This window comes from Ruegeria sp. BG7, assembly GCF_056535685.1.
Genome location: NZ_JBQFIU010000001.1, coordinates 2,687,657 through 2,707,975 on the forward strand (window position 1 = coordinate 2,687,657; position 20,319 = coordinate 2,707,975).

Sequence of the window (20,319 nt, forward strand, 5' to 3'; positions counted from 1 at the left end):
GAGGCGCGGCTTGCCGCGGCGGGGGCAGCGCCCCAACATAAAACCCCCGCCGGTGTCCCGACGGGGGGTCAATCTTTTAACGAACAGGGCCTGAGCCCCAATCGCTTACCAGTCTTCGCGAACCACTACGCGGGTCTTGATCGGCAGCTTCATCGCAGCCAGGCGCAGGGCCTCGCGGGCGATGTCGTCATTGACGCCGTCGATCTCGAACATCACGCGACCGGGCTTGACCTTGCAAACCCAGCGGTCCACCGAACCCTTACCTTTACCCATACGAACTTCGATCGGCTTTGCAGTGACCGGAGTGTCGGGGAAGATACGGATCCAGACACGACCCTGACGTTTCATGTGACGGGTCATGGCACGACGTGCAGCTTCGATCTGACGCGCGGTGACGCGTTCAGGCTGCAGAGCTTTCAGACCGTAAGTGCCAAAGTTCAGATCAGAGCCGCCTTTGGCTTCACCCTTGATCCGGCCTTTGTGCATCTTGCGGAATTTTGTACGCTTTGGTTGAAGCATCTCAATTCCCCCTTAGCGACGGCCGCCTGCACCGCGAGGTGCCGGACCATCCTGGAGTTCCTGTGCTTTACGGTCACGTGCCTGCGGATCGTGCTCCATGATCTCACCTTTGAAGATCCAGACCTTGATCCCGATGATCCCGTAAGGAGTCATCGCTTCGGCATGTGCGTAATCGATGTCGGCACGCAGGGTGTGCAGAGGCACGCGGCCTTCGCGGTACCACTCGGTCCGTGCGATTTCGGCACCACCCAGACGACCAGCGACGTTCACCCGGATACCCAGGGCGCCCATGCGCATGGCGTTCTGAACGGCACGCTTCATCGCGCGGCGGAACGAGACACGGCGTTCCAGCTGCTGAGCGATCGACTCGGCAACCAGTTGACCGTCGAGTTCCGGCTTGCGCACTTCGACGATGTTCAGGTGCAGTTCGCTGTCGGTCATCTTGGCCAGCTTCTTGCGCAGAACTTCGATGTCCGCACCTTTCTTGCCGATGATGACACCCGGACGTGCGGTGTGGATCGTGACGCGGCACTTCTTGTGCGGACGTTCGATGATCACACGTGCAACACCGGCCTGCTTGCACTCTTTGTTGATGAACTCACGGATCTTGATGTCTTCGAGCAGAAGATCACCGTAGTCCTTGGTATCAGCGTACCAGCGGCTGTCCCAGGTGCGGTTGACCTGAAGGCGCATGCCGATCGGATTGACTTTATGTCCCATTAGGCTTGCTCCTCAACTTGACGCACCTTGATGGTGATCTCCGAGAACGGCTTCATGATCTTGCCGAAACGGCCACGGGCACGCGGGCGACCGCGCTTCATGACCAGGTTCTTGCCAACCCATGCTTCGGCGACGATCAGCTCGTCAACGTCCAGGTTGTGGTTGTTTTCGGCATTCGCGATTGCGGACTGCAGGCACTTCTTGACGTCCTGCGCGACACGCTTGTTGCTGAAAGTCAGGTCGGTCAGAGCCTTCTCAACTTTCTTGCCGCGGATCATTTGCGCAACCAGGTTCAGTTTCTGCGGGCTGGTGCGAAGCATGCGCGTTTTCGCCATTGCTTCGTTTTCAGCCACGCGGCGGGGGTTCTTTTCCTTGCCCATGACTTACTTCCGCTTCGCTTTTTTGTCTGCGGCGTGGCCATAATAGGTACGGGTCGGCGAGTATTCACCGAACTTCTGACCAATCATGTCTTCCGAGACGTTGACGGGAATGTGCTTCTGGCCGTTGTACACACCAAAGGTCAGACCCACGAACTGGGGCAGAATGGTGGAACGACGCGACCAGATTTTGATGACTTCGTTGCGGCCCGACTCGCGCGCTGCTTCGGCTTTTTTCAGCACGTAAGCATCGACGAAAGGACCCTTCCAAACAGAGCGAGACATAGATTAACGTCCCTTCTTCTTGGCGTGCCGCGAGCGGATGATCAGCTTCTGGGACGCTTTGTTCTTGTTGCGGGTACGCTTACCCTTGGTGTCCTTACCCCACGGCGTAACCGGTGTACGGCCACCCGAGGTACGACCTTCACCACCACCGTGCGGGTGATCGATCGGGTTCATTGCAACACCGCGAACCGACGGGCGCACGCCTTTGTGGCGCATGCGACCGGCTTTACCGAGGTTCTGGTTCGAGTTGTCGGGGTTGGACACGGCACCGACGGTGGCCATGCATTCCTGACGGACCATGCGCAGCTCGCCCGAGCTCAGACGGATCTGAGCGTAGCCGCCATCGCGACCAACGAACTGAGCGTAAGTACCAGCCGCACGTGCGATCTGACCGCCTTTGCCAGGCTTCATCTCGATGTTGTGGACAATGGTACCAATGGGCATGCCCGAGAACGGCATTGCGTTGCCCGGCTTGATGTCGGCCTTGGCGGATGCCACGACTTTGTCACCAACAGCCAGACGCTGCGGAGCCAGGATATATGCCTGCTCGCCGTCTTCGTATTTTACCAGTGCGATGAATGCGGTCCGGTTCGGGTCATATTCGATCCGCTCGACGGTTGCCGCGACATCAAATTTGTTCCGTTTGAAGTCAACGATCCGGTAGAGACGCTTTGCGCCACCGCCGCGGCGGCGTGAAGTGATCCGTCCGGTGTTGTTCCGGCCGCCCGATTTGGTCAAACCCTCAGTGAGAGACTTGACCGGACGTCCTTTCCAAAGCTCCGAACGGTCGATCAGCACCAGCCCGCGCTGGCCCGGCGTCGTCGGCTTGTACGACTTGAGTGCCATGCTTTCTGTCTTCCGTTTAGCAAGTGCAGGGAGTTCCCCCGCTATGTGATAGGCCCCCGTAGGTGCCAAGGGTATAGGGCCCCGAAGGTCCCCGGTTACAAATATCAGAGGCCCCGGAACGAATCCGAGGCCGCAAGATTGGGAGCATTTAACAGGGTTGGGGGTGGGTGTCTATAGGGCGATAGATTTTCTGGTTTCACGTTTTTGCGTCTGTACAATGCCTCTATGGCAACTCTAGACTCGTGTAGCTTCGCCAACCTAGTATCGAACATATTCGACGAATGAAGGCTAAAGAAAGCGGACTTCGTGAGTTACCCTTTCCACCGCGTCGTCTTTGGCAGCAGAAATCGTTTCCATCACCAAAGTAGTGAGTTCAAATCTGTTTGACGGGAGTTTCCTACTTCAAAAAATATCAGCGTTAGAATAGCAGCCGGAGAATAAAGCGAGGCGCTAAGACATGACTGAATTCATTTTGAGCAACGTGACAGTTTATTCATCAATTTGTCAGGATGCATTTCGCAACATTGAGGATGATCACATTGAGCTTCAGCGAATGATGCCTGATGGAGTAGTAATAACGAGGAAGACACTTGATCTAAGCCAACGTAGTTTCAAGAACGCGTTGATACTAATCGTGTTTTCAGGGATGTGGTTGGAGGCAATTCTGCACCTGCTAATTGTCGAACACCACAGTAAGACAAAGTACAACCAGAATGATAAAGCCACCTATGAGGAAAAAATGAAGTTGCTGGGGGTTGGAGATGACGAACTATACAATTCTCTGAAGTGGTTTAGGGATTTGCGCCGCGAGGTGGTGCACGAAAAAGCATACTTTGACAGAAAAAATGTGCGTATTGCGCAAGACGAAGCTCAGAAAGCCCATGCGCTGATGGGTAAGGTGTATAGTTGTCTTGTCCAAGCCAAAATTTTGGACAGTCACTTAGAAAACCATCCGACTGCCTAGCTATACAATGACGTTTCAACCCACTAAAAAGATTGGCTATCTTTCACGAGCAGGCTCAGGAGGGCGTTAAACCGGTTCCCATTGAGCCGCGACCAAGCGCGGGACTAGGCCGAAGGCCGCTGCGCCAGCGACTGCCCGTCCCGGCGGGCTGGTGCTTTGAGGACGTTTACGCCTAACTATGAGGTCTGATGTATCTGGCACCATAAAGCGCGCTGATCAACCGTTGCCGCGCCATCCTACGGGCAGTCGCTGGCGCGGCTTATCGATCGGTCGGAACGATCAGGGTCTGGGTCAGGTTGCCCCTCACCCATAGAGCGACCGCGCCTCGGCGAAGGACAGCAGGCGGCGGCTTTGCTCATCCCACAGATGCAGCCGCGCGTTGGCGAGGCTTTCGCGGATGGTCATTCGGTTGCTGTTGGCCAGCTCATCATGATCGCGCAGCACTTCGGGCAGGCGATAGAACGGAATGCGGCTGTACAGGTGATGCACGTGGTGGATGCCGATATTGGCGGTGAACCACTGCAAGACCGACGGCAATATATAATTAGAGCTTCCGTGCAGTGCCGCTTCGTGCAGCTGCCAGTTCTCATCTGACTCCCAATGTGTGTCCTCGAACTGGTGCTGCACGTAGAACAGCCATACTCCGGCCGCTGCGGCAATCAGGGTTGAGGGCAGGAAGATCAGCAGCATCGGCATCACGCCGCCAAAATAATAGACCGTCAATAATATGACCAGAATGGCGACATTGGTGGCCATCGCACTGACCCAGAACCTGACGCTGTCGGTCAGCCCCAGCGGAAGGCGGTTCTGAAACAGAAACAGATAGCCGGGGCCAAACACAAACAGGGTGATCGGATTCCGATAGACGCGATACCAGAACCGGTTCATTGGCGTTTTGGCTTGATACTCGGCCACAGTCAGGGTGTGGATATCGCCCATCCCGCGCTTGCCCAGATTGCCCGAGCTGTTGTGATGCGTGGAATGCGTGCGACGCCAGACATCATAAGGCGTCAGTGTCAGAACGCCGATCCCGCGCCCGACCCAGTCACTGAGGGCCCGGTTCTTAAAGAACGCGCCGTGCCCGCAATCATGCTGGATGGCAAACAGGCGCAGCAGAAAGGCCGCATTTAGCACGGAAATCGCGAAGGCCAGCCAATAGCTGATCGACAGCGACATCCAGGACAATGCCCAAAGCGCGAAGAATGGAACAATGCTGACGCACAGCTCGAACGAGCTGCGCAGTTCGTCCGGTTCGCGATATTTGGCAAGAGTTGTGACCCAGTCACGTGCGGCGGTTTTCTCCGGCTTGTCCCGAAGCGAGTGAGAAGGGTGAGTCATGCGCCTGCCAGTCTGGTGTTTTCAGGCATCCCGATAGACTACCACCCCGGCATGGCAAGTGGTTTCTGTCAAAACCGCTGCAATTCGTAGTCAAATAACGGTCAGAATGCAGTGAGCTTGTCATTTAGGTATCATCTGGAAACCTCATACAGGGGCTTGTGACCGTACCGCAGGCCAGACGGCAATCTGCAGGCTTGCCAAGCCCCGCCATCGGGCCTATACGCCTGCGGTGGCTTTCCGCCATGAGAATCAAAACCAAGAAATGCCGTGTTTGGCCCATCACGCTTCGGGGGTCATATCCGGCTTAGGAGAAGCGAAATGAAACTGAACGAATTGCGCGACAATCCTGGCGCCGCACCGAAACGCACGCGCGTTGGCCGTGGTCCGGGTTCCGGCAAAGGTAAAATGGGTGGCCGTGGTATCAAAGGCCAGAAATCCCGCTCGGGTGTGGCCATCAATGGCTACGAAGGCGGTCAGATGCCATTGTACCAGCGTCTGCCAAAGCGTGGCTTCAGCAAGCCGAACCGCAAAGCATTCGCCGTTGTTAACCTGGGCCTGATCCAGAAGTTTGTCGAAGCCGGCAAGCTGGATGCTTCGGCTGCGATCACCGAAGACGCTCTGGTTGCGTCCGGTCTGGTCCGCCGCAAGCTGGACGGTATCCGCGTTCTGGCCAAAGGCGAAATCAGTGCCAAAGTGAACCTGGAAGTAACCGGTGCTTCGAAATCTGCCGTTGAGGCAGTTGAAAAAGCGGGCGGTTCACTGAAGGTCACAAAAGCTGCTGCGGCAGAGTAATCGCTTGTGAGCGGGCCAAGACCCGCTTACATAGACCTCAGAGTTTTCCAAGACGCCGTCCGAGCCGGAAAACGGTTCCGGGCGGCGTTTGCATAAGAGAGACCGATTTATGGTATCAGCAGCAGAACAAATGGCAGCCAATACAAGCTGGGCTGCTTTGGGCAAAGCCACCGATCTGCGCAACCGCATCCTGTTCACGCTGGGTTTGCTGATCGTCTATCGTCTGGGCACCTTTATTCCGGTGCCGGGGATCGACGGGCAAGCGCTGCGCGAATTCATGGAACAGGCGGGGCAAGGCATCGGCGGCATGGTTTCGATGTTCACCGGCGGAGCGCTGGGGCGGATGGGTATCTTTGCCCTCGGCATCATGCCCTATATTTCGGCCTCGATCATCGTGCAGCTGCTGACATCCATGGTTCCCGCGCTTGAGCAACTCAAGAAAGAGGGCGAACAGGGCCGCAAGAAAATCAACCAGTACACCCGCTTCGGCACCGTGGCTCTGGCCACTGTGCAGGCTTATGGTCTGGCGGTCTCGCTGGAAGCAGGGGATCTGGCGACCGATCCGGGCATGTTCTTCCGTATGTCGACCATGATTACCCTGGTCGGCGGCACCATGTTCCTGATGTGGTTGGGTGAACAGATCACCGCGCGCGGTATCGGCAATGGTATCTCTTTGATCATCTTCGTCGGCATCATCGCCGAGGTTCCCGCCGCGCTGGCGCAGTTCTTTGCCTCGGGACGTTCGGGCGCCATCAGCCCCGCAGTGATCGTTGGCGTGATCGTCATGGTCATCGCTGTGATCACTTTTGTGGTCTTTATGGAACGTGCGTTGCGCAAGGTTCACATTCAGTATCCGCGTCGTCAGGCCGGTATGAAAGTCTACGAAGGCGGCTCCAGCCACCTGCCGGTCAAAGTGAACCCGGCGGGCGTGATCCCTGCGATCTTTGCCAGCTCGTTGCTGCTGCTGCCGGTAACGATCTCAACCTTCTCGGCAGGTGCTGCGAACGGACCGATCATGTCGTGGATGCTGGCCAATTTCGGCCCCGGACAGCCGCTGTATCTGTTGTTCTTCGCTTCGATGATCGTGTTCTTTGCGTATTTCTATACGTTCAACGTGTCGTTCAAGCCCGATGACGTGGCGGACAACCTGAAAAAGCAAAACGGTTTTGTGCCGGGTATCCGTCCGGGTAAAAAGACCGCCGAGTATCTGGAATACGTGGTCAACCGTGTTCTGGTTCTGGGCTCGGCCTATCTGGCGGCGGTCTGCCTGTTGCCCGAGATTCTGCGAAACCAGTTCGCTATCCCGTTCTATTTCGGCGGCACCTCGGTTCTGATTATTGTCTCTGTAACCATGGATACAATCCAACAGGTTCAGAGCCATCTGCTGGCGCATCAATACGAAGGGCTGATTGAAAAGTCCCAACTGCGCGGTAAGAGCAAGAAACGCGGCAGGAAGGGACCCGCTCGTCGATGAACATCATTCTTTTGGGCCCCCCGGGGGCAGGCAAGGGCACGCAAGCGCAGCATCTGGTTGAAACCCGCGGCATGGTGCAACTGAGCACCGGCGACATGTTGCGCGAAGCCAAGACCAGCGGAACGGAGATGGGCCAGAAAGTTGCCGAGATCATGGACTCGGGCCAACTGGTCACCGACGAGATCGTGATCGGCCTGATCGAAGAAAAGCTGACGACCGAAAAGGGTGCAGGCTTTATCTTTGATGGCTTCCCGCGCACACTGGCGCAGGCTGACGCTTTGGCGGCTTTGCTGACCAAGATGGGCCAGTCGCTGCACACGGTGATCGAAATGCGCGTCGACGACGAGGTTCTGGTGCAGCGCATCGTTGGCCGCGCTGAAGAGGCGCGCGCGGCGGGCAAGCCGGTGCGGGCGGACGACAACGAAGACAGCGTTCGTATTCGCCTGATGGAGTACTACAAAAAGACTTCTCCGTTGATTGGGTATTATCATGCCAAGGGCGACCTGCGCCCGGTCAATGGTCTGGCCAGCATCGAAGAAGTCACCGCCTCGATCGAGGCGATTCTCGGCTGACTTCAGGTTGGGGCTTGACGCCCCTTCCAAAAGCCCATATCGACCCCCATCCCTTTAGGGAATCAAGACCGCACGCGGGATTCGTCCCAAATGCCCCGACCACCTCGAATAATGCTGAACCCTCTGGCCACACTGCCAAGGTAAAGCGTTGTGAAAAAAGGTTCTGGAGTTACGGAACCGCAACGAAAAGGAAAGTGACACGTGGCACGTATTGCCGGCGTAAACATCCCGACTGCCAAGCGGGTACCTATCGCCCTCACATATATCACCGGAATCGGCAACACCTCGGCCAAAGCGATCTGCGAAGCCGTGGGCATTGAAGCGACCCGTCGCGTCAACGAACTGTCCGACGCCGAAGTTCTGAAAATCCGTGAATACATCGACGAAAACTTCACCGTCGAAGGTGACCTGCGTCGTGAAGTTCAGATGAACGTCAAGCGCCTGATGGACCTGGGCTGCTACCGCGGTCTGCGTCACCGCCGCAACCTGCCGGTTCGCGGTCAGCGCACCCACACCAACGCTCGTACCCGCAAAGGCCCCGCAAAGGCCATCGCTGGTAAGAAGAAATAAGGGAGGGTCTGACTGATGGCACGTGACAAGACTCGCGTTAAGCGCAAAGAGCGTAAGAACATCGCATCGGGCGTTGCCCATGTGAATTCGACCTTCAACAACACTAAGATCCTGATCTCGGACGTGCAGGGCAACGCCATTTCGTGGTCGTCTGCCGGTACCATGGGCTTCAAGGGATCGCGGAAATCGACCCCCTACGCCGCTCAGATGGCTGCAGAAGATGCAGGCAAAAAGGCGCAGGAACACGGCGTCAAGACGCTGGAAGTCGAAGTTCAGGGCCCCGGTTCGGGTCGTGAATCGGCTCTGCGCGCGCTGGCTGCCGTGGGCTTCAACATCACGTCGATCCGCGACGTGACCCCGATTGCTCACAACGGCTGCCGCCCGCCGAAGCGTCGCCGCGTCTAAGCGATTTTGAATTGAGCTGGGGCTGTGTTCGTGCACGGCCCCAGCACGTCATTTTGAACCTCGGGCGTCTGCACCTTGTTGGTCATGGGGCGCGGACAGGAATGGAGGGATTACATGATCCACAAGAATTGGGCAGAATTGATCAAGCCGACCCAGCTGGAAGCCAAGCCGGGCAACGATCCCGCACGTCAGGCGACCCTGGTTGCCGAACCGCTGGAGCGTGGCTTTGGTCTGACCCTGGGCAACGCCCTGCGCCGCGTTCTGATGAGCTCGCTGCAAGGTGCGGCCATCACCAGCGTTCAGATCGACAACGTCCTGCACGAGTTTTCCTCGGTCGCAGGTGTTCGTGAAGACGTTACCGATATCATTCTGAACCTCAAGCAGGTTGCCCTGCGCATGGAAGTCGAAGGCCCCAAGCGCCTGTCGATCAATGCCAAAGGCCCGGCAATTGTCACTGCAGGTGACATCAGCGAAAGCGCTGGCATCGAGGTTCTGAACCGCGATCACGTCATCTGTCACCTGGACGATGGCGCCGATCTGTTCATGGAACTGACCGTCAACACCGGCAAAGGCTATGTTTCGGCTGAGAAGAACAAGCCCGAGGATGCACCTATCGGCCTGATCCCGATCGACGCGATCTATTCGCCGGTCAAAAAGGTTGCCTACGACGTTCAGCCGACCCGTGAAGGTCAGGTTCTGGACTATGACAAGCTGACCCTGAAGATCGAAACCGATGGTTCGATCACACCGGAAGACGCGTTGGCCTTTGCTGCTCGCATCCTGCAGGATCAGCTGTCGATCTTCGTCAACTTCGACGAGCCGGAATCGGCAAGCCGTCAGGACGAGGACGATGGTCTGGAGTTCAACCCGCTGCTGCTGAAGAAAGTGGACGAGCTGGAACTGTCGGTCCGTTCGGCAAACTGCCTGAAGAACGACAACATCGTTTACATCGGCGATCTGATCCAGAAAACCGAAGCCGAGATGCTGCGCACCCCGAACTTCGGCCGCAAATCGCTGAACGAGATCAAAGAAGTGCTGTCCGGCATGGGTCTGCACCTCGGCATGGATGTCGAGGATTGGCCGCCCGACAACATCGAAGATCTGGCTAAGAAATTCGAAGACGCGTTCTAAACGCGTCTTCCCCAATGCCCGGGTTTCCGGGGACGACATGGGCACTTCCGCCCCAAGGAGAGCCGGTGACACGCATCGCCGGCCAGACAAAGCAAAACGCAAGATAGGAATTGAAAAATGCGTCACGCACGTGGTTACCGCCGCCTGAACCGTACTCATGAGCACCGTAAAGCTCTGTTTGCGAACATGGCTGGCTCGCTCATCGAGCATGAGCAAATCAAGACAACTCTGCCCAAGGCAAAAGAACTGCGCCCGATCATCGAAAAGCTGGTCACTCTGGGCAAGCGCGGCGACCTGCACGCCCGCCGTCAGGCCGCGGCACAGCTGAAAGAAGACAAAGACGTCGCGAAGCTGTTCGAAGTTCTGGGCCCCCGCTACGCCGAGCGTCAGGGCGGTTATGTCCGCATCCTGAAAGCTGGCTTCCGTTATGGCGACATGGCCCCGATGGCGATCATCGAATTCGTTGATCGTGACATCGACGCCAAAGGCGCGGCAGACAAAGCCCGCGTTGCCGCCGAAGAGGCCGCAGACGAAGAATAAGAAAGCCCGGCTTTCTGATTTTTTAGCCCCCGCGTCCCTGACGCGGGGGTTTTGTTGTTTTTAGAATCGAGGCGCATGTTCCGAGATTTGTTGCCAGAATCATGAACTTGGGCGATCCTCAAAGAAATTGAAGGATCGCAATATGTTTAGATATCTGATTTTTGCGCCCCTATTTTGCGCAAGCACTGCGCTTTTCGCGCAGGAAACAACGGATGAAACGACCGAGGCGGCGTCGCAAGAAACAACTGATCTTCTGACCGACGCAGAACTGCAAACTCTGGTCGCGCCGGTTGCCTTGTATCCGGATACTCTGCTCATCCAGATACTTGTCGCCTCGACCCAGCCGCTAGAGATTGTGAAGGCCGAGCGTTTTCTGATCGACAACGCAGACCGAGATCCGGCGGAGCTTGAGCCTGAAATCGAGGCCATGGGTTGGGACCCGTCCGTCAGCGTGCTTGCAACAGCGTTCCCCGAAGTCGTTGGGCAAATGGCGACGCATGTCGACTGGACCGAAACAATGGGAACAGCAATGCTGGCCCAGTCTGACGATGTGATGGATGCTGTCCAGGTGATGCGGGATCAGGCAATCGACAGCGGTGCACTGGTGTCCGGCCCGGAACAAACGGTTGAGGTTGAAGAGGATGAAACTGTCGTCATCACACCGACCAACACGGAAACCGTTTATGTTCCGCAATACGATCCTGCGACCGTCTATACCGGGCCATCAACAGGTAACGTGGTGGGGGCCGCTCTGCTGACCTTTGGCACCGTGGCTTTGATTGACGAGATTTTCGACGATGACGATGATTGGTATGGTTATTGGGGGTGTCGAAACTGCGGTGGCTGGGGCGGTGGCCCGATCTACAGAAACCCGAATATCGACATAGACGTCGATGGTAACGTCAATATCGGCAACAACATTAATCGCACAGATGTTGAATGGAAGCCTGATACGAACCGTCAGCAACAAGCGCGGAAAAAAATCGCCGATCATAAACGCACTGGCGGCGGTGCCGGAACATTGCCCGTTGACCGGCCAAATGGCCGCACAGATGAGCTGCGCTCAAAGCTCAGCCGAGAATCCGGGGCTGCCGACATAAGTCGGGACGGCTCGGGCGCTGCGGCGTTGGCGGCCGGGGCGGGCGCCGGGGCGATTGCAGGTGGTGCACTGGCCAACCGCGGCAATGACAAGCAACTGCCCAAGGTCAATCGGGGGAATGTCGACACTGACAGAGCCGCCGCGAAACAGAAGGCTGTGGACAGAACCAAGCAATCCTCTGGTGCCGCCAAGAAACCGGTTAAAAGCAATGCGAAGACCGCGAAGAAACCCCAGGCCCAAAAGGCTGCAATTCAGCAGAAAAAACCTGCGGCCAAAGGGAAAGCCATGCAAAAGAAAGCGTCCGGCAAGAGAACCCACAGCGCGTCAAAACGCGGGCACGCGGCCAAGGGAAAGCGGAGGAGATAAGATGCGGAATTTCATAGTTTCTTCTGCCATTCTTTTGATCACGGCGAGCACAGCGGCATCCGAGGGTGCCCGATACAACAGCCCGCAAGCGGCTTTGGATGCGTTTGTCGGTGCTCTGAAGTCGGATGATCGGGACCAGTTGCTGGACGTGTTTGGGGCTGAAGCCGAAGACTTGCTTGCAACCGGCGACCCAGAAGAAGACCGCGCCAGACGAGAGGAAGTGCTTGGCATGTATGCCGAGGGCTATCGTTTCCAGCCGGACGAGGACGGTGTTGTCGTCTTGCTGGGGGAAGACAGCTGGCCCTTCCCAATCCCGATTTCTCGGGCCGGTGAGGAATGGCACTTTGACCTCGAAGCGGGCATCGAAGAGGTTTCGGCCCGCGAGATCGGGTTGAATGAGCTAGAAGTGCTGGAATTGCTTGATGCTTATGTCGATCTTCAGGCCGCGTTCCGTTTGGCCGACCATAATGGCGACGGCGTGATGGAATTCGCGCGCAACATCATTTCCGATCCGGGTGTGAAAGATGGTCTGTTCTGGCCCGAGGAAGACAGCTTTGTCGGCGCGGCGCTCGCACGAGCGGTGGCATCTGGGTGGAGTGATGGAGAAGAGGATTACGAACCTGAACCCTTCCTGGGTTATTACTATACGATCCTTCAGGGACAGGGGCCCAATGCTCCGGGTGGTGCGTATTCGTACTTTGTTGGGGATCATTTTGTAGCAGGTCATGCGCTGTTGGCTGTTCCTTCCGAGTATGGCGAGACCGGAATTCACTCGTTTCTTGTTGGTGAGAACGGGATCATTTTTGAGGCGGACTTGGGTCCTGACACGCTGGAACGCGCGGAGGGCATCCTAGAATATGACCCAGGCCCTGACTGGGCCCCTGCCGAGTAGAACCCGAACCGTTCGAGCTAGCACACCGAATTGGTGTCGTGTTTTTACAAGTTTCGGTGACTTCAGGTGATGACCTGTGCTTTCTCACAAGCGAACATGCGCAAAGCGTGAGGGGAGGAAGCGATGACCGTGTTTTCTGATATACCGGCGCAAATCTCCGGCCCATCTGTTTGGACCGGACGGGAAATGGCAGCGCGGCAGAATGAATGGCTGTTGCATCTGAGTCCAGAGGATGTCGCAGACCTTGAGCAAGCCGCGCGCCACTATCTAAGCTTGGGGCAGGATATCGGCGAAATCACCAAAACAGATTTTCCGCTGCGCCGGTTCGACGGCCATCTTGAGACTCTAAGAGACACGCTGATCAACGGTATTGGGTTCGAAGTGATCCGGGGCCTGCCGGTCGAGACTTATTCTCAGGAAATGGCCGCCGCGATCTTCTGCGGGGTGGGTGCCCATTTGGGATCGGCACGATCCCAAAATGCGCAGGGGCATATTCTGGGTCATGTCCGGGATATTGGTGCGGACGCAAGTGACCCGAACACGCGGATCTATCAGACCCACGAGCGCCAGACATTTCACACAGACAGTGCCGATATCGTGGGGCTTTTGTGTCTTCGGGACGCCAAAGAGGGCGGGGATTCACTGCTGGTCAGCGCTGAAGCCATCTATAACCGGATGCGCAACGAATGCCCGGACCTGCTGGAGCGATTGTTCGACCCGATAGCAACCGACCGGCGCGGTGAAGTGCCGGAAGGCATGCAGCCCTTTATGACTATTCCGCCCTTCAACTGGCATGATGGCAAGCTGACCGTATTCTATCAGCGACAGTACATCGACAGCGCGCAGCGGTTTCCCGAAGCCATGCGCCTGACCCCAGAGCATGTCGCTGCTTTGGACAAGTTCGACTCCTTGTCGAACGACTCAGATCTATATCTGACCATGCGGTTGCAACCAGGCGACATGCAATTTGTCTACAACCATTCTCAGTTACACGACCGGACGGGTTTTGTGGACTGGCCTGATCCGGCCAAGCGTCGGCATCTTTTTCGCCTATGGCTCTCACCCGACGGAGACCGGGAGTTACCTGACGTTTTCAAGCAGCGCTACGGGTCGATCGAAGTGGGCAATCGGGGTGGGATCATTACAAAAGGGACCCGCCTGCACGCGCCACTGGATTGAGCACGCCGGACAGGTGCTTGCATTAGCGCGCCCGTAGTCGCATATCCTACGCAGCTTTTGAGGTAGAGGTATCCATGCTTCGCGCGACACTAATCGCTTTGACCTGTGCAGTTTCCACATTTGCGACGGCTGAAACACGTGTGCCGCAGTCGCAAGCCGAGATTTCGCTGGGCTTTGCTCCTGTGGTAAAAAAAGCCTCTCCTGCGGTCGTGAATATCTATGCCAAGATCGTGCGGCAGGGGCGCGCCAGCCCGTTCTTTTCGGACCCGTTTTTCAAAGACTTCTTTGGCCGCGGCTTTGGCACGCCACAGCCGCGTGTTCAAAACTCGTTGGGTTCTGGGGTGATCCTGTCCGATGACGGCTATGTCGTGTCCAACTATCACGTGGTTGGGTCCGCAACAGAGATTCGGGTCGTCACCACGGACCGACGCGAGTTTTCGGCCACTGTTGTTTTGGGCCATGAACAAAGCGATATTGCGATCCTGCGTTTGGACGAGGCCGAAAACCTGCCTTTCCTAAGCCTGCGGGATTCCGATCAGGTTGAGGTGGGCGAACTGGCCCTGGCCATTGGGAACCCCTTTGGTGTGGGGCAAACCGTGTCCTCGGGTATCATCTCGGGTCTGGCGCGCACGGGAACGGCAACGGGCAACGGTCGCGGGTATTTCATTCAGACGGATGCGGCGATCAACCCGGGTAATTCCGGCGGCGCATTGATCGACGTGAATGGTGATCTGATCGGGATCAACACGTCGATCCTGACGCGGTCAGGTGGTTCCAACGGTATCGGCTTTGCCATCCCGGCAAATTTGGTGGCCGAGTTCCTGAAACAGGCGCAGCAAGGCAATGACAGCTTTGTCAGCCCTTGGGCGGGAATGTCGGGTCAGCACATGAGCGCGGATATCGCGGAATCTTTGGGGCTGGTTATCCCGCTGGGCGTTGTGATCTCGGACCTGCATGACCTCAGCCCGCTGCGCGAGGCGGGGCTGAAGGTGGGCGATGTTGTCACCCATGTAGACGGGGACGAGGTGAACTCCCCCGCTGAAATGAAGTTCCGCATGTCTATTGCGGGTGTGGGGGGAAGCTCGGTTCTGACGCGGCTGCGCGGCGACCAAAGCGATGAGGTCGAGGTGGCCTTGATCAAAGCACCTGAAACACCCGCTGCCGAAGAAACCGCGCTGGACGATACGACAGTTTTGCCGGGTTTGATCGTGTCTCGGATCAATCCGGCGGTGATCACCAAGCTGGGCCTGCCCCTGTCCCTGACCGGCGTTGTTGTGGTTGATCCGGGCCCTTATGGCGCGCGGGCCGGGTTACGACCCGGCGATGTGATCGAGACAATCAACGCGGTTGATATTCAGCGCCCTGGTGACGTTGAACGCGCGATGACGAACCCGGGACGCCGCGTGCAGATGGGTCTTCAACGCGAGGGCCGGTCCGTGTCCTTGCGATTCCGGCTGTAACGTATGAGCGATCTGTTCGACACCGGGCCAACCGAACCCGTCGATGCCCCGCACCGCCCTTTGGCAGATCGATTGCGGCCCCAATCACTGGGCGACGTCATCGGTCAGGAGCAGGTGCTGGGGCCGGAAGCTCCGCTGGGTGTGATGCTGGCAGCGGGCAGTCTGTCCAGCCTGATCTTCTGGGGTCCGCCCGGGGTAGGAAAGACGACCATAGCGCGGCTTTTGGCGCAGGAAACCGATCTGCATTTTGTCCAGATCAGTGCGATCTTCACGGGTGTACCTGACCTGAAGAAGGTCTTCGAGGCCGCAAAGATTCGCCGTCAAAACGGGCAGGGGACGCTGTTGTTCGTGGACGAGATCCACCGTTTCAACAAGGCGCAGCAAGACGGGTTTCTACCCCATATGGAAGACGGCACCATCCTGTTGGTCGGTGCCACAACCGAAAACCCGTCATTTGAACTGAATGCAGCTGTGCTAAGCCGGTCGCAGGTTCTGGTACTGGAACGCCTCAGCCTTGCCGACCTTGAGCGCCTGACGCAGCGCGCCGAGAAAGAGCTGGACCGCGCATTGCCTTTGACCCCAGCTGCGCGCGATGCGTTGCAGGAAATGGCCGATGGTGATGGGCGGGCGTTGCTGAACCTGATCGAACAAGTCTCGGCCTGGAAAGTGGACGCGCCGCTGGATCCCGATGCATTGTCGACGCGGCTGATGCGGCGGGCTGCGAAATACGACAAGTCGGGTGATGAGCATTACAACTTGATCTCGGCCCTGCATAAATCGGTACGTGGGTCTGACCCGGATGCTGCGCTGTACTGGTTCGCACGAATGCTAACCGGCGGCGAAGACCCGCGCTATCTGGCACGTCGGATCACGCGGATGGCGGTTGAGGATATCGGTCTGGCGGACCCTCAGGCGCAGGCCATTTGCCTCCAATCTTGGGAAACGTATGAACGGCTGGGGTCTCCCGAAGGGGAATTAGCGCTGGCGCAAGCCCTAGTTTACTTGGCGCTGGCTCCAAAATCCAACGGGGCTTATGTCGGCTACAAAGCGGCCATGCGACTGGCCAAACAATCCGGCAGCGAGCCACCGCCCAAACATATCCTGAACGCGCCTACTTCGCTGATGAAGGATCAGGGATATGGTGCGGGTTATTCTTATGACCATGACGCCGAGGATGGGTTTTCCGGTCAGAACTACTTCCCGGAAGCCATGAAACGCCCGGTCCTCTATCAACCGGTCGAACGCGGGTTCGAACGAGAGCTGAAAAAGCGCCTCGACTACTTTGCCAAGCTTCGGACACAGCGCAACAATTAGTTACGCAGGGTCAGTAATGGACATGCCGCCGCGTCACAGGCGACAGGTTCGCAATTGAACGCTTCCCTAGGGTCAATACCAGCAAGGGAGGACGGGAAATGCCGGTTTCAATTGAAAAGACCCAAGACGTCTGGACCATCATCCACGACAGGCCGGATGCACGAAATGCCGTTGATACGGAACACGCCGTGGCTCTGGTTGACGCGTTCCTAAGTTTTGAGGCCAGTTCTGCCAAAGCCGCAGTGTTCTGGGGCAAAGGCGGTAATTTCTGCGCAGGCTGGGATCTGAAACTCGCCGCCTCGCTGGCCGATCCTGAACTGCGTGAGGCTTATTTCGACAAGCATGCCTTTCCAATAGGTTCAGCCACTTCGACGCTAGGGCCGATGGGACCGTCCCGTTTGGAGCTTTCGAAACCTGTCATCGGTGCGATTGAGGGTGCCGCCGTGGCCGGTGGAATGGAGCTTGCCCTTTGGTGCGACATCCGTGTGATGGCGGAAACGGCATATCTGGGTGTTTATTGCCGCCGCTGGGGGATTACCCTGATGGATGGCGGCTCGGTCCGGTTGCCGCGTTTGGTGGGGCAAGGCAAAGCGCTGGAGATCGCGTTGACGGGTCGGAAAGTCGAGGCTGAGGAGTGTTATCGGATCGGGCTGGCGGAAAAAATTGTCCCGCAAGGTGAGGCGCGTTCTGTAGCTGAAGAAATGGCCCATGAAATCGCACGTTTTCCGCAAGAGGCTGTGCGGGCTGACCGCCGTTCGATCATCGAAACGCGGGGTATGCCGGTGCGCGAGGCGCTCAAGTTGGAGTGGGCCAACGGATTGGAGGCGATCCGTCGCGAAGGAACCTCGGGCGCGGGGCGTTTCCGGGACGGGGCGGGGCGACACGGGGATTTCTCGAACATCTGATCGCAACAGCCAGATACCTTGACTCTTGGTGCATTGCGCGCGACAGACGCCCATGATTTCTGGGACACGGACAAAGGCGCAATCCGGGCGGCTCACCCGCGCGGTGCAAGGGTTAATGGCATGAGTGGCGTACAGATGATTACAGTCGCTGAAGGGGATGGCGACCAGCGCGTTGACCGCTGGTTGCGCCGTCTGTTTCCGCATGTCAGTCAGGGCCGCATTGAAAAGATGTGCCGCAAGGGTGAACTGCGTGTCGATGGCAGCCGCGCCAAAGCCTCGACCCGGCTGGAGGTCGGGCAAGTGGTGCGTGTGCCGCCTTTGCCTGACGCGGATCATAAACCGGCTGAGGTCAAACATCGTATCTCGGATGCCGATGCCAAGATGATTCAGTCCTGTGTGATCTACCGCGATGATCACATTCTGGCGCTCAACAAGCCGCAGGGCCTGCCGGTTCAGGGCGGTAGCGGGCAGACCCGCCATGTCGACAGCCTGTCCGAAGCACTGCGGTTCGGTTATGAGGAGAACCCGCGTCTGGTCCATCGCCTGGACAAAGATACGTCAGGTGTTCTGCTGCTGGCCCGCACGCGTGAGGCCGCCAAGGGTCTGACGGCCGCTTTCCGTCACCGCGACACACGCAAGATCTATTGGGCGCTGGTTGCCGGTGTTCCGACGCCATATTTGGGTGAGATCAAGACGGGCCTTGTCAAAGCACCGGGTCATGGCAAGCACGGCGAAGGCGAAAAGATGATCCCCGTGCATATGAACGAAATCGATAGCACGCCGGGCGCCAAACGCGCGCATACGCATTACGCTACTCTCTACCGTGTCGCCGGACGGGCTGCATGGGTCGCGATGGAGCCGATCACCGGGCGGACGCACCAGCTGCGGGCCCATATGGCGGCCATCGGGCATCCGATTATCGGGGATGGTAAATACGGCGGCTCGGGTCAGGAAAACCTTGGCGACGGCTGGGGCGCGCAACTTGGCGGGATCATTAGTAAAAAGCTTCACCTGCATGCGCGACGTCTGTCCTTTCAACACCCAATGACCCGCAAGCCTGTGACAGTCACGGCACCTTTGCCGGATCATATGAAGCACAGCTGGGATACGTTCGGGTGGACCGAAGATCTGGCTGCTGACGATCCGTTTGAGGATCTGCAATGAGCGCACCCTTACGGCTGGTTCTGTTCGATGTCGACGGCACATTGGTCGACAGTCAGGGCAGTATCGTTCACTCCATGGCAACCAGCTTTCAGGCTGCTTCGGTGCCTGTCCCGTCGCGCGACGCGATCCTTTCGATTGTTGGTCTGTCCTTGCCACACGCCATTGCGCGACTGGCACCGGATCAACCATCCTTGGTCCAGAGTGATCTGGTTGAAGGGTACAAAGAGGCTTACCACGCACATCGGCTTGACCTAGGGGCGGCCAGTTCGCCGCTTTATCCCGGCGCGCGTGAGGCGATTGAAGCATTGCACGCCGTACCCGAAGTGCTTTTGGGCGTCGCGACGGGAAAATCTCAGCGCGGTCTTGATGCGTTGATCGAGGCGCACGGGTTGGAGGCTTACTTCGTCACACGTCAGGTTGCAGATCATCACCCCTCCAAGCCGCACCCGTCGATGGTGCAAACCGCCTTGTCTGAAACCGGTGTTGATCCGGATTGCGCAGTGATGATTGGTGACACGAGCTTTGACATGGATATGGCTGCCGCGGCGGGTGTGCGCGGAATTGGGGTGACCTGGGGATACCATGATCGCTCGGCTTTGGCTTCGGCGACTTGCGTGATCGAGACATTTGACCAGTTGCCCACGGCGCTGGCTGGAATATGGAACTAGGAAATGAGCGACTGGAAACCAAAACGCTTTTGGAAAGAAAGTGCCGTTGTTGAAACTGATGGCGGGTTTACGGTTGAATTGGACGGTCGGCGCGTCAAAACACCTGCCAAAGAAGGTTTGGTCCTGCCGACCCGCACCATGGCCGACGCCGTTGCTGCTGAATGGGACGCACAGGACAAAGAGGTTGATCCAGCCTCAATGCCGTTCACCCGTTCCGCCAATGCTGCAATCGACAAAGTGCGCATTCAACACGCCGAGGTGGCGGACATGCTTGCCGATTATGGTGATTCAGATCTGCTGTGTTACCGGGCAACGCACCCGCAAGAGCTGCAAAACCGCCAAAGCGCCGAATGGGACCCCGCCCTTGACTGGGCCGCGGCAACCTTGTCGGCGCGTCTGGTGCCGGTCGCTGGGGTGCTGCACAAACCGCAAGCTGACCCTGCTCTTGAGACACTGCGTGCGCGCGTTCATGCGTTGGATTCGTTTCAACTGGCGGCTTTCCACGACTTGGTCAGCTTGTCAGGGTCATTGATTCTCGGGTTTGCCACGGCCATGGATTGGCGCGAACCGGACGAGATATGGCGCATTTCGCGACTGGACGAAACGTGGCAGATCGAACAATGGGGTCATGATGACGAGGCCCATGCGGTTGCCGAAACCAAAAGGATCGCGTTTTTACACGCAAAACGCTTCTTTGATATGTCGGTTTGAGCCTTATTTCCTGATATTTGGGCAAATG

At 57.5% G+C, this 20,319-nt stretch carries 23 protein-coding genes; 17 read left to right on the forward strand and 6 right to left on the reverse strand.

Features of this window, described 5'->3' with window-relative positions; translation table 11 throughout:
• Positions 1-105 precede the first annotated feature (105 nt).
• Genes rplP through rplB form a run of 5 tightly spaced genes read right to left on the reverse strand, consistent with a single transcriptional unit; the run spans position 106 to position 2,747 of the window.
• Entirely contained in the window at positions 106-519 is a 414-nt protein-coding gene (rplP, locus tag ACR3EH_RS13370) for a 50S ribosomal protein L16 (protein ID WP_117872242.1), read from the reverse strand.
• A gap of 12 nt (positions 520-531) precedes the next feature.
• Complete coding sequence (gene rpsC, locus ACR3EH_RS13375; protein ID WP_171091997.1) at positions 532-1,239, reverse strand: 30S ribosomal protein S3; 708 nt, start codon at positions 1,237-1,239, stop codon at positions 532-534.
• On the reverse strand, positions 1,239-1,619 hold the full coding sequence (gene rplV, locus ACR3EH_RS13380; protein ID WP_039538267.1) for a 50S ribosomal protein L22: 381 nt from the start codon (positions 1,617-1,619) through the stop codon (positions 1,239-1,241). Before rplV ends, rpsC begins: the two co-directional genes overlap by 1 nt.
• A 3-nt stretch (positions 1,620-1,622) precedes the next feature.
• Positions 1,623-1,901: a 30S ribosomal protein S19 gene (gene rpsS / locus ACR3EH_RS13385; protein WP_005980699.1), complete on the reverse strand. Its 279-nt coding sequence runs from the start codon at positions 1,899-1,901 to the stop codon at positions 1,623-1,625.
• Between the two features lie 3 nt (positions 1,902-1,904).
• Complete coding sequence (gene rplB, locus ACR3EH_RS13390) at positions 1,905-2,747, reverse strand: 50S ribosomal protein L2 (protein ID WP_008757664.1); 843 nt, start codon at positions 2,745-2,747, stop codon at positions 1,905-1,907.
• A 457-nt stretch (positions 2,748-3,204) separates the two neighbouring features.
• On the opposite strand from rplB, the gene ACR3EH_RS13395 reads away from it, so the two are divergent.
• Positions 3,205-3,711: a hypothetical protein gene (locus ACR3EH_RS13395; RefSeq protein ID WP_171186659.1), complete on the forward strand. Its 507-nt coding sequence runs from the start codon at positions 3,205-3,207 to the stop codon at positions 3,709-3,711.
• A 303-nt stretch (positions 3,712-4,014) separates the two neighbouring features.
• Here ACR3EH_RS13395 and ACR3EH_RS13400 read toward each other — a convergent pair whose 3' ends face one another.
• Positions 4,015-5,049, reverse strand: coding sequence for a fatty acid desaturase (locus ACR3EH_RS13400; protein WP_171186657.1), 1,035 nt, complete (start codon positions 5,047-5,049; stop codon positions 4,015-4,017).
• Between the two features lie 318 nt (positions 5,050-5,367).
• Here ACR3EH_RS13400 and rplO point away from each other — a divergent pair, with 318 nt between their 5' ends.
• From rplO to ACR3EH_RS13480, 16 genes are all read left to right on the forward strand, one after another.
• A complete protein-coding gene (gene rplO, locus ACR3EH_RS13405) occupies positions 5,368-5,841 on the forward strand; it encodes a 50S ribosomal protein L15 (protein ID WP_171091991.1) in 474 nt (157 codons plus the stop codon).
• Between the two features lie 109 nt (positions 5,842-5,950).
• A complete protein-coding gene (gene secY / locus ACR3EH_RS13410) occupies positions 5,951-7,315 on the forward strand; it encodes a preprotein translocase subunit SecY (protein ID WP_171091989.1) in 1,365 nt (454 codons plus the stop codon).
• A complete protein-coding gene (locus tag ACR3EH_RS13415) occupies positions 7,312-7,887 on the forward strand; it encodes an adenylate kinase (protein WP_171091987.1) in 576 nt (191 codons plus the stop codon). The genes secY and ACR3EH_RS13415 overlap by 4 nt, the downstream gene beginning before the upstream one ends.
• 201 nt (positions 7,888-8,088) lie before the next feature.
• The gene (gene rpsM / locus ACR3EH_RS13420; RefSeq protein ID WP_170332212.1) at positions 8,089-8,457 is read left to right on the forward strand and encodes a 30S ribosomal protein S13; all 369 of its coding nucleotides are present in this window, start codon (positions 8,089-8,091) and stop codon (positions 8,455-8,457) included.
• A gap of 15 nt (positions 8,458-8,472) precedes the next feature.
• Positions 8,473-8,862 carry a 30S ribosomal protein S11 gene (gene rpsK, locus ACR3EH_RS13425; protein WP_008757289.1) on the forward strand — a complete coding sequence of 130 codons (390 nt, stop codon included), beginning with the start codon at positions 8,473-8,475 and terminating at the stop codon, positions 8,860-8,862.
• Positions 8,863-8,976: 114 nt separating this feature from the next.
• The gene (locus tag ACR3EH_RS13430) at positions 8,977-9,993 is read left to right on the forward strand and encodes a DNA-directed RNA polymerase subunit alpha (RefSeq protein ID WP_050605850.1); all 1,017 of its coding nucleotides are present in this window, start codon (positions 8,977-8,979) and stop codon (positions 9,991-9,993) included.
• Positions 9,994-10,110: 117 nt separating this feature from the next.
• Positions 10,111-10,533, forward strand: a complete 423-nt coding sequence (gene rplQ, locus ACR3EH_RS13435) for a 50S ribosomal protein L17 (protein WP_170387757.1) — start codon at positions 10,111-10,113, stop codon at positions 10,531-10,533.
• A 142-nt stretch (positions 10,534-10,675) separates the two neighbouring features.
• Complete coding sequence (locus ACR3EH_RS13440; protein WP_171186655.1) at positions 10,676-11,998, forward strand: DUF3300 domain-containing protein; 1,323 nt, start codon at positions 10,676-10,678, stop codon at positions 11,996-11,998.
• 1 nt (position 11,999) lies between these two features.
• A complete protein-coding gene (locus ACR3EH_RS13445; RefSeq protein ID WP_171675611.1) occupies positions 12,000-12,890 on the forward strand; it encodes a DUF2950 family protein in 891 nt (296 codons plus the stop codon).
• 123 nt (positions 12,891-13,013) lie between these two features.
• Positions 13,014-14,069: a TauD/TfdA family dioxygenase gene (locus ACR3EH_RS13450; RefSeq protein ID WP_171186651.1), complete on the forward strand. Its 1,056-nt coding sequence runs from the start codon at positions 13,014-13,016 to the stop codon at positions 14,067-14,069.
• 74 nt (positions 14,070-14,143) lie between these two features.
• Positions 14,144-15,529, forward strand: coding sequence for a trypsin-like peptidase domain-containing protein (locus tag ACR3EH_RS13455; protein ID WP_171186649.1), 1,386 nt, complete (start codon positions 14,144-14,146; stop codon positions 15,527-15,529).
• Positions 15,530-15,532: 3 nt separating this feature from the next.
• Entirely contained in the window at positions 15,533-16,843 is a 1,311-nt protein-coding gene (locus ACR3EH_RS13460; protein WP_171186647.1) for a replication-associated recombination protein A, read from the forward strand.
• Positions 16,844-16,941: 98 nt separating this feature from the next.
• Positions 16,942-17,748, forward strand: coding sequence for a crotonase/enoyl-CoA hydratase family protein (locus ACR3EH_RS13465; RefSeq protein ID WP_171186645.1), 807 nt, complete (start codon positions 16,942-16,944; stop codon positions 17,746-17,748).
• A gap of 120 nt (positions 17,749-17,868) precedes the next feature.
• Positions 17,869-18,912: an RluA family pseudouridine synthase gene (locus ACR3EH_RS13470; protein ID WP_171186686.1), complete on the forward strand. Its 1,044-nt coding sequence runs from the start codon at positions 17,869-17,871 to the stop codon at positions 18,910-18,912.
• Positions 18,909-19,580, forward strand: a complete 672-nt coding sequence (locus ACR3EH_RS13475; protein WP_171186643.1) for an HAD-IA family hydrolase — start codon at positions 18,909-18,911, stop codon at positions 19,578-19,580. The genes ACR3EH_RS13470 and ACR3EH_RS13475 overlap by 4 nt, the downstream gene beginning before the upstream one ends.
• Positions 19,581-19,583: 3 nt before the next feature.
• Entirely contained in the window at positions 19,584-20,291 is a 708-nt protein-coding gene (locus ACR3EH_RS13480) for an ATP12 family chaperone protein (protein WP_171186641.1), read from the forward strand.
• The last annotated feature ends 28 nt before the right edge of the window (positions 20,292-20,319 follow it).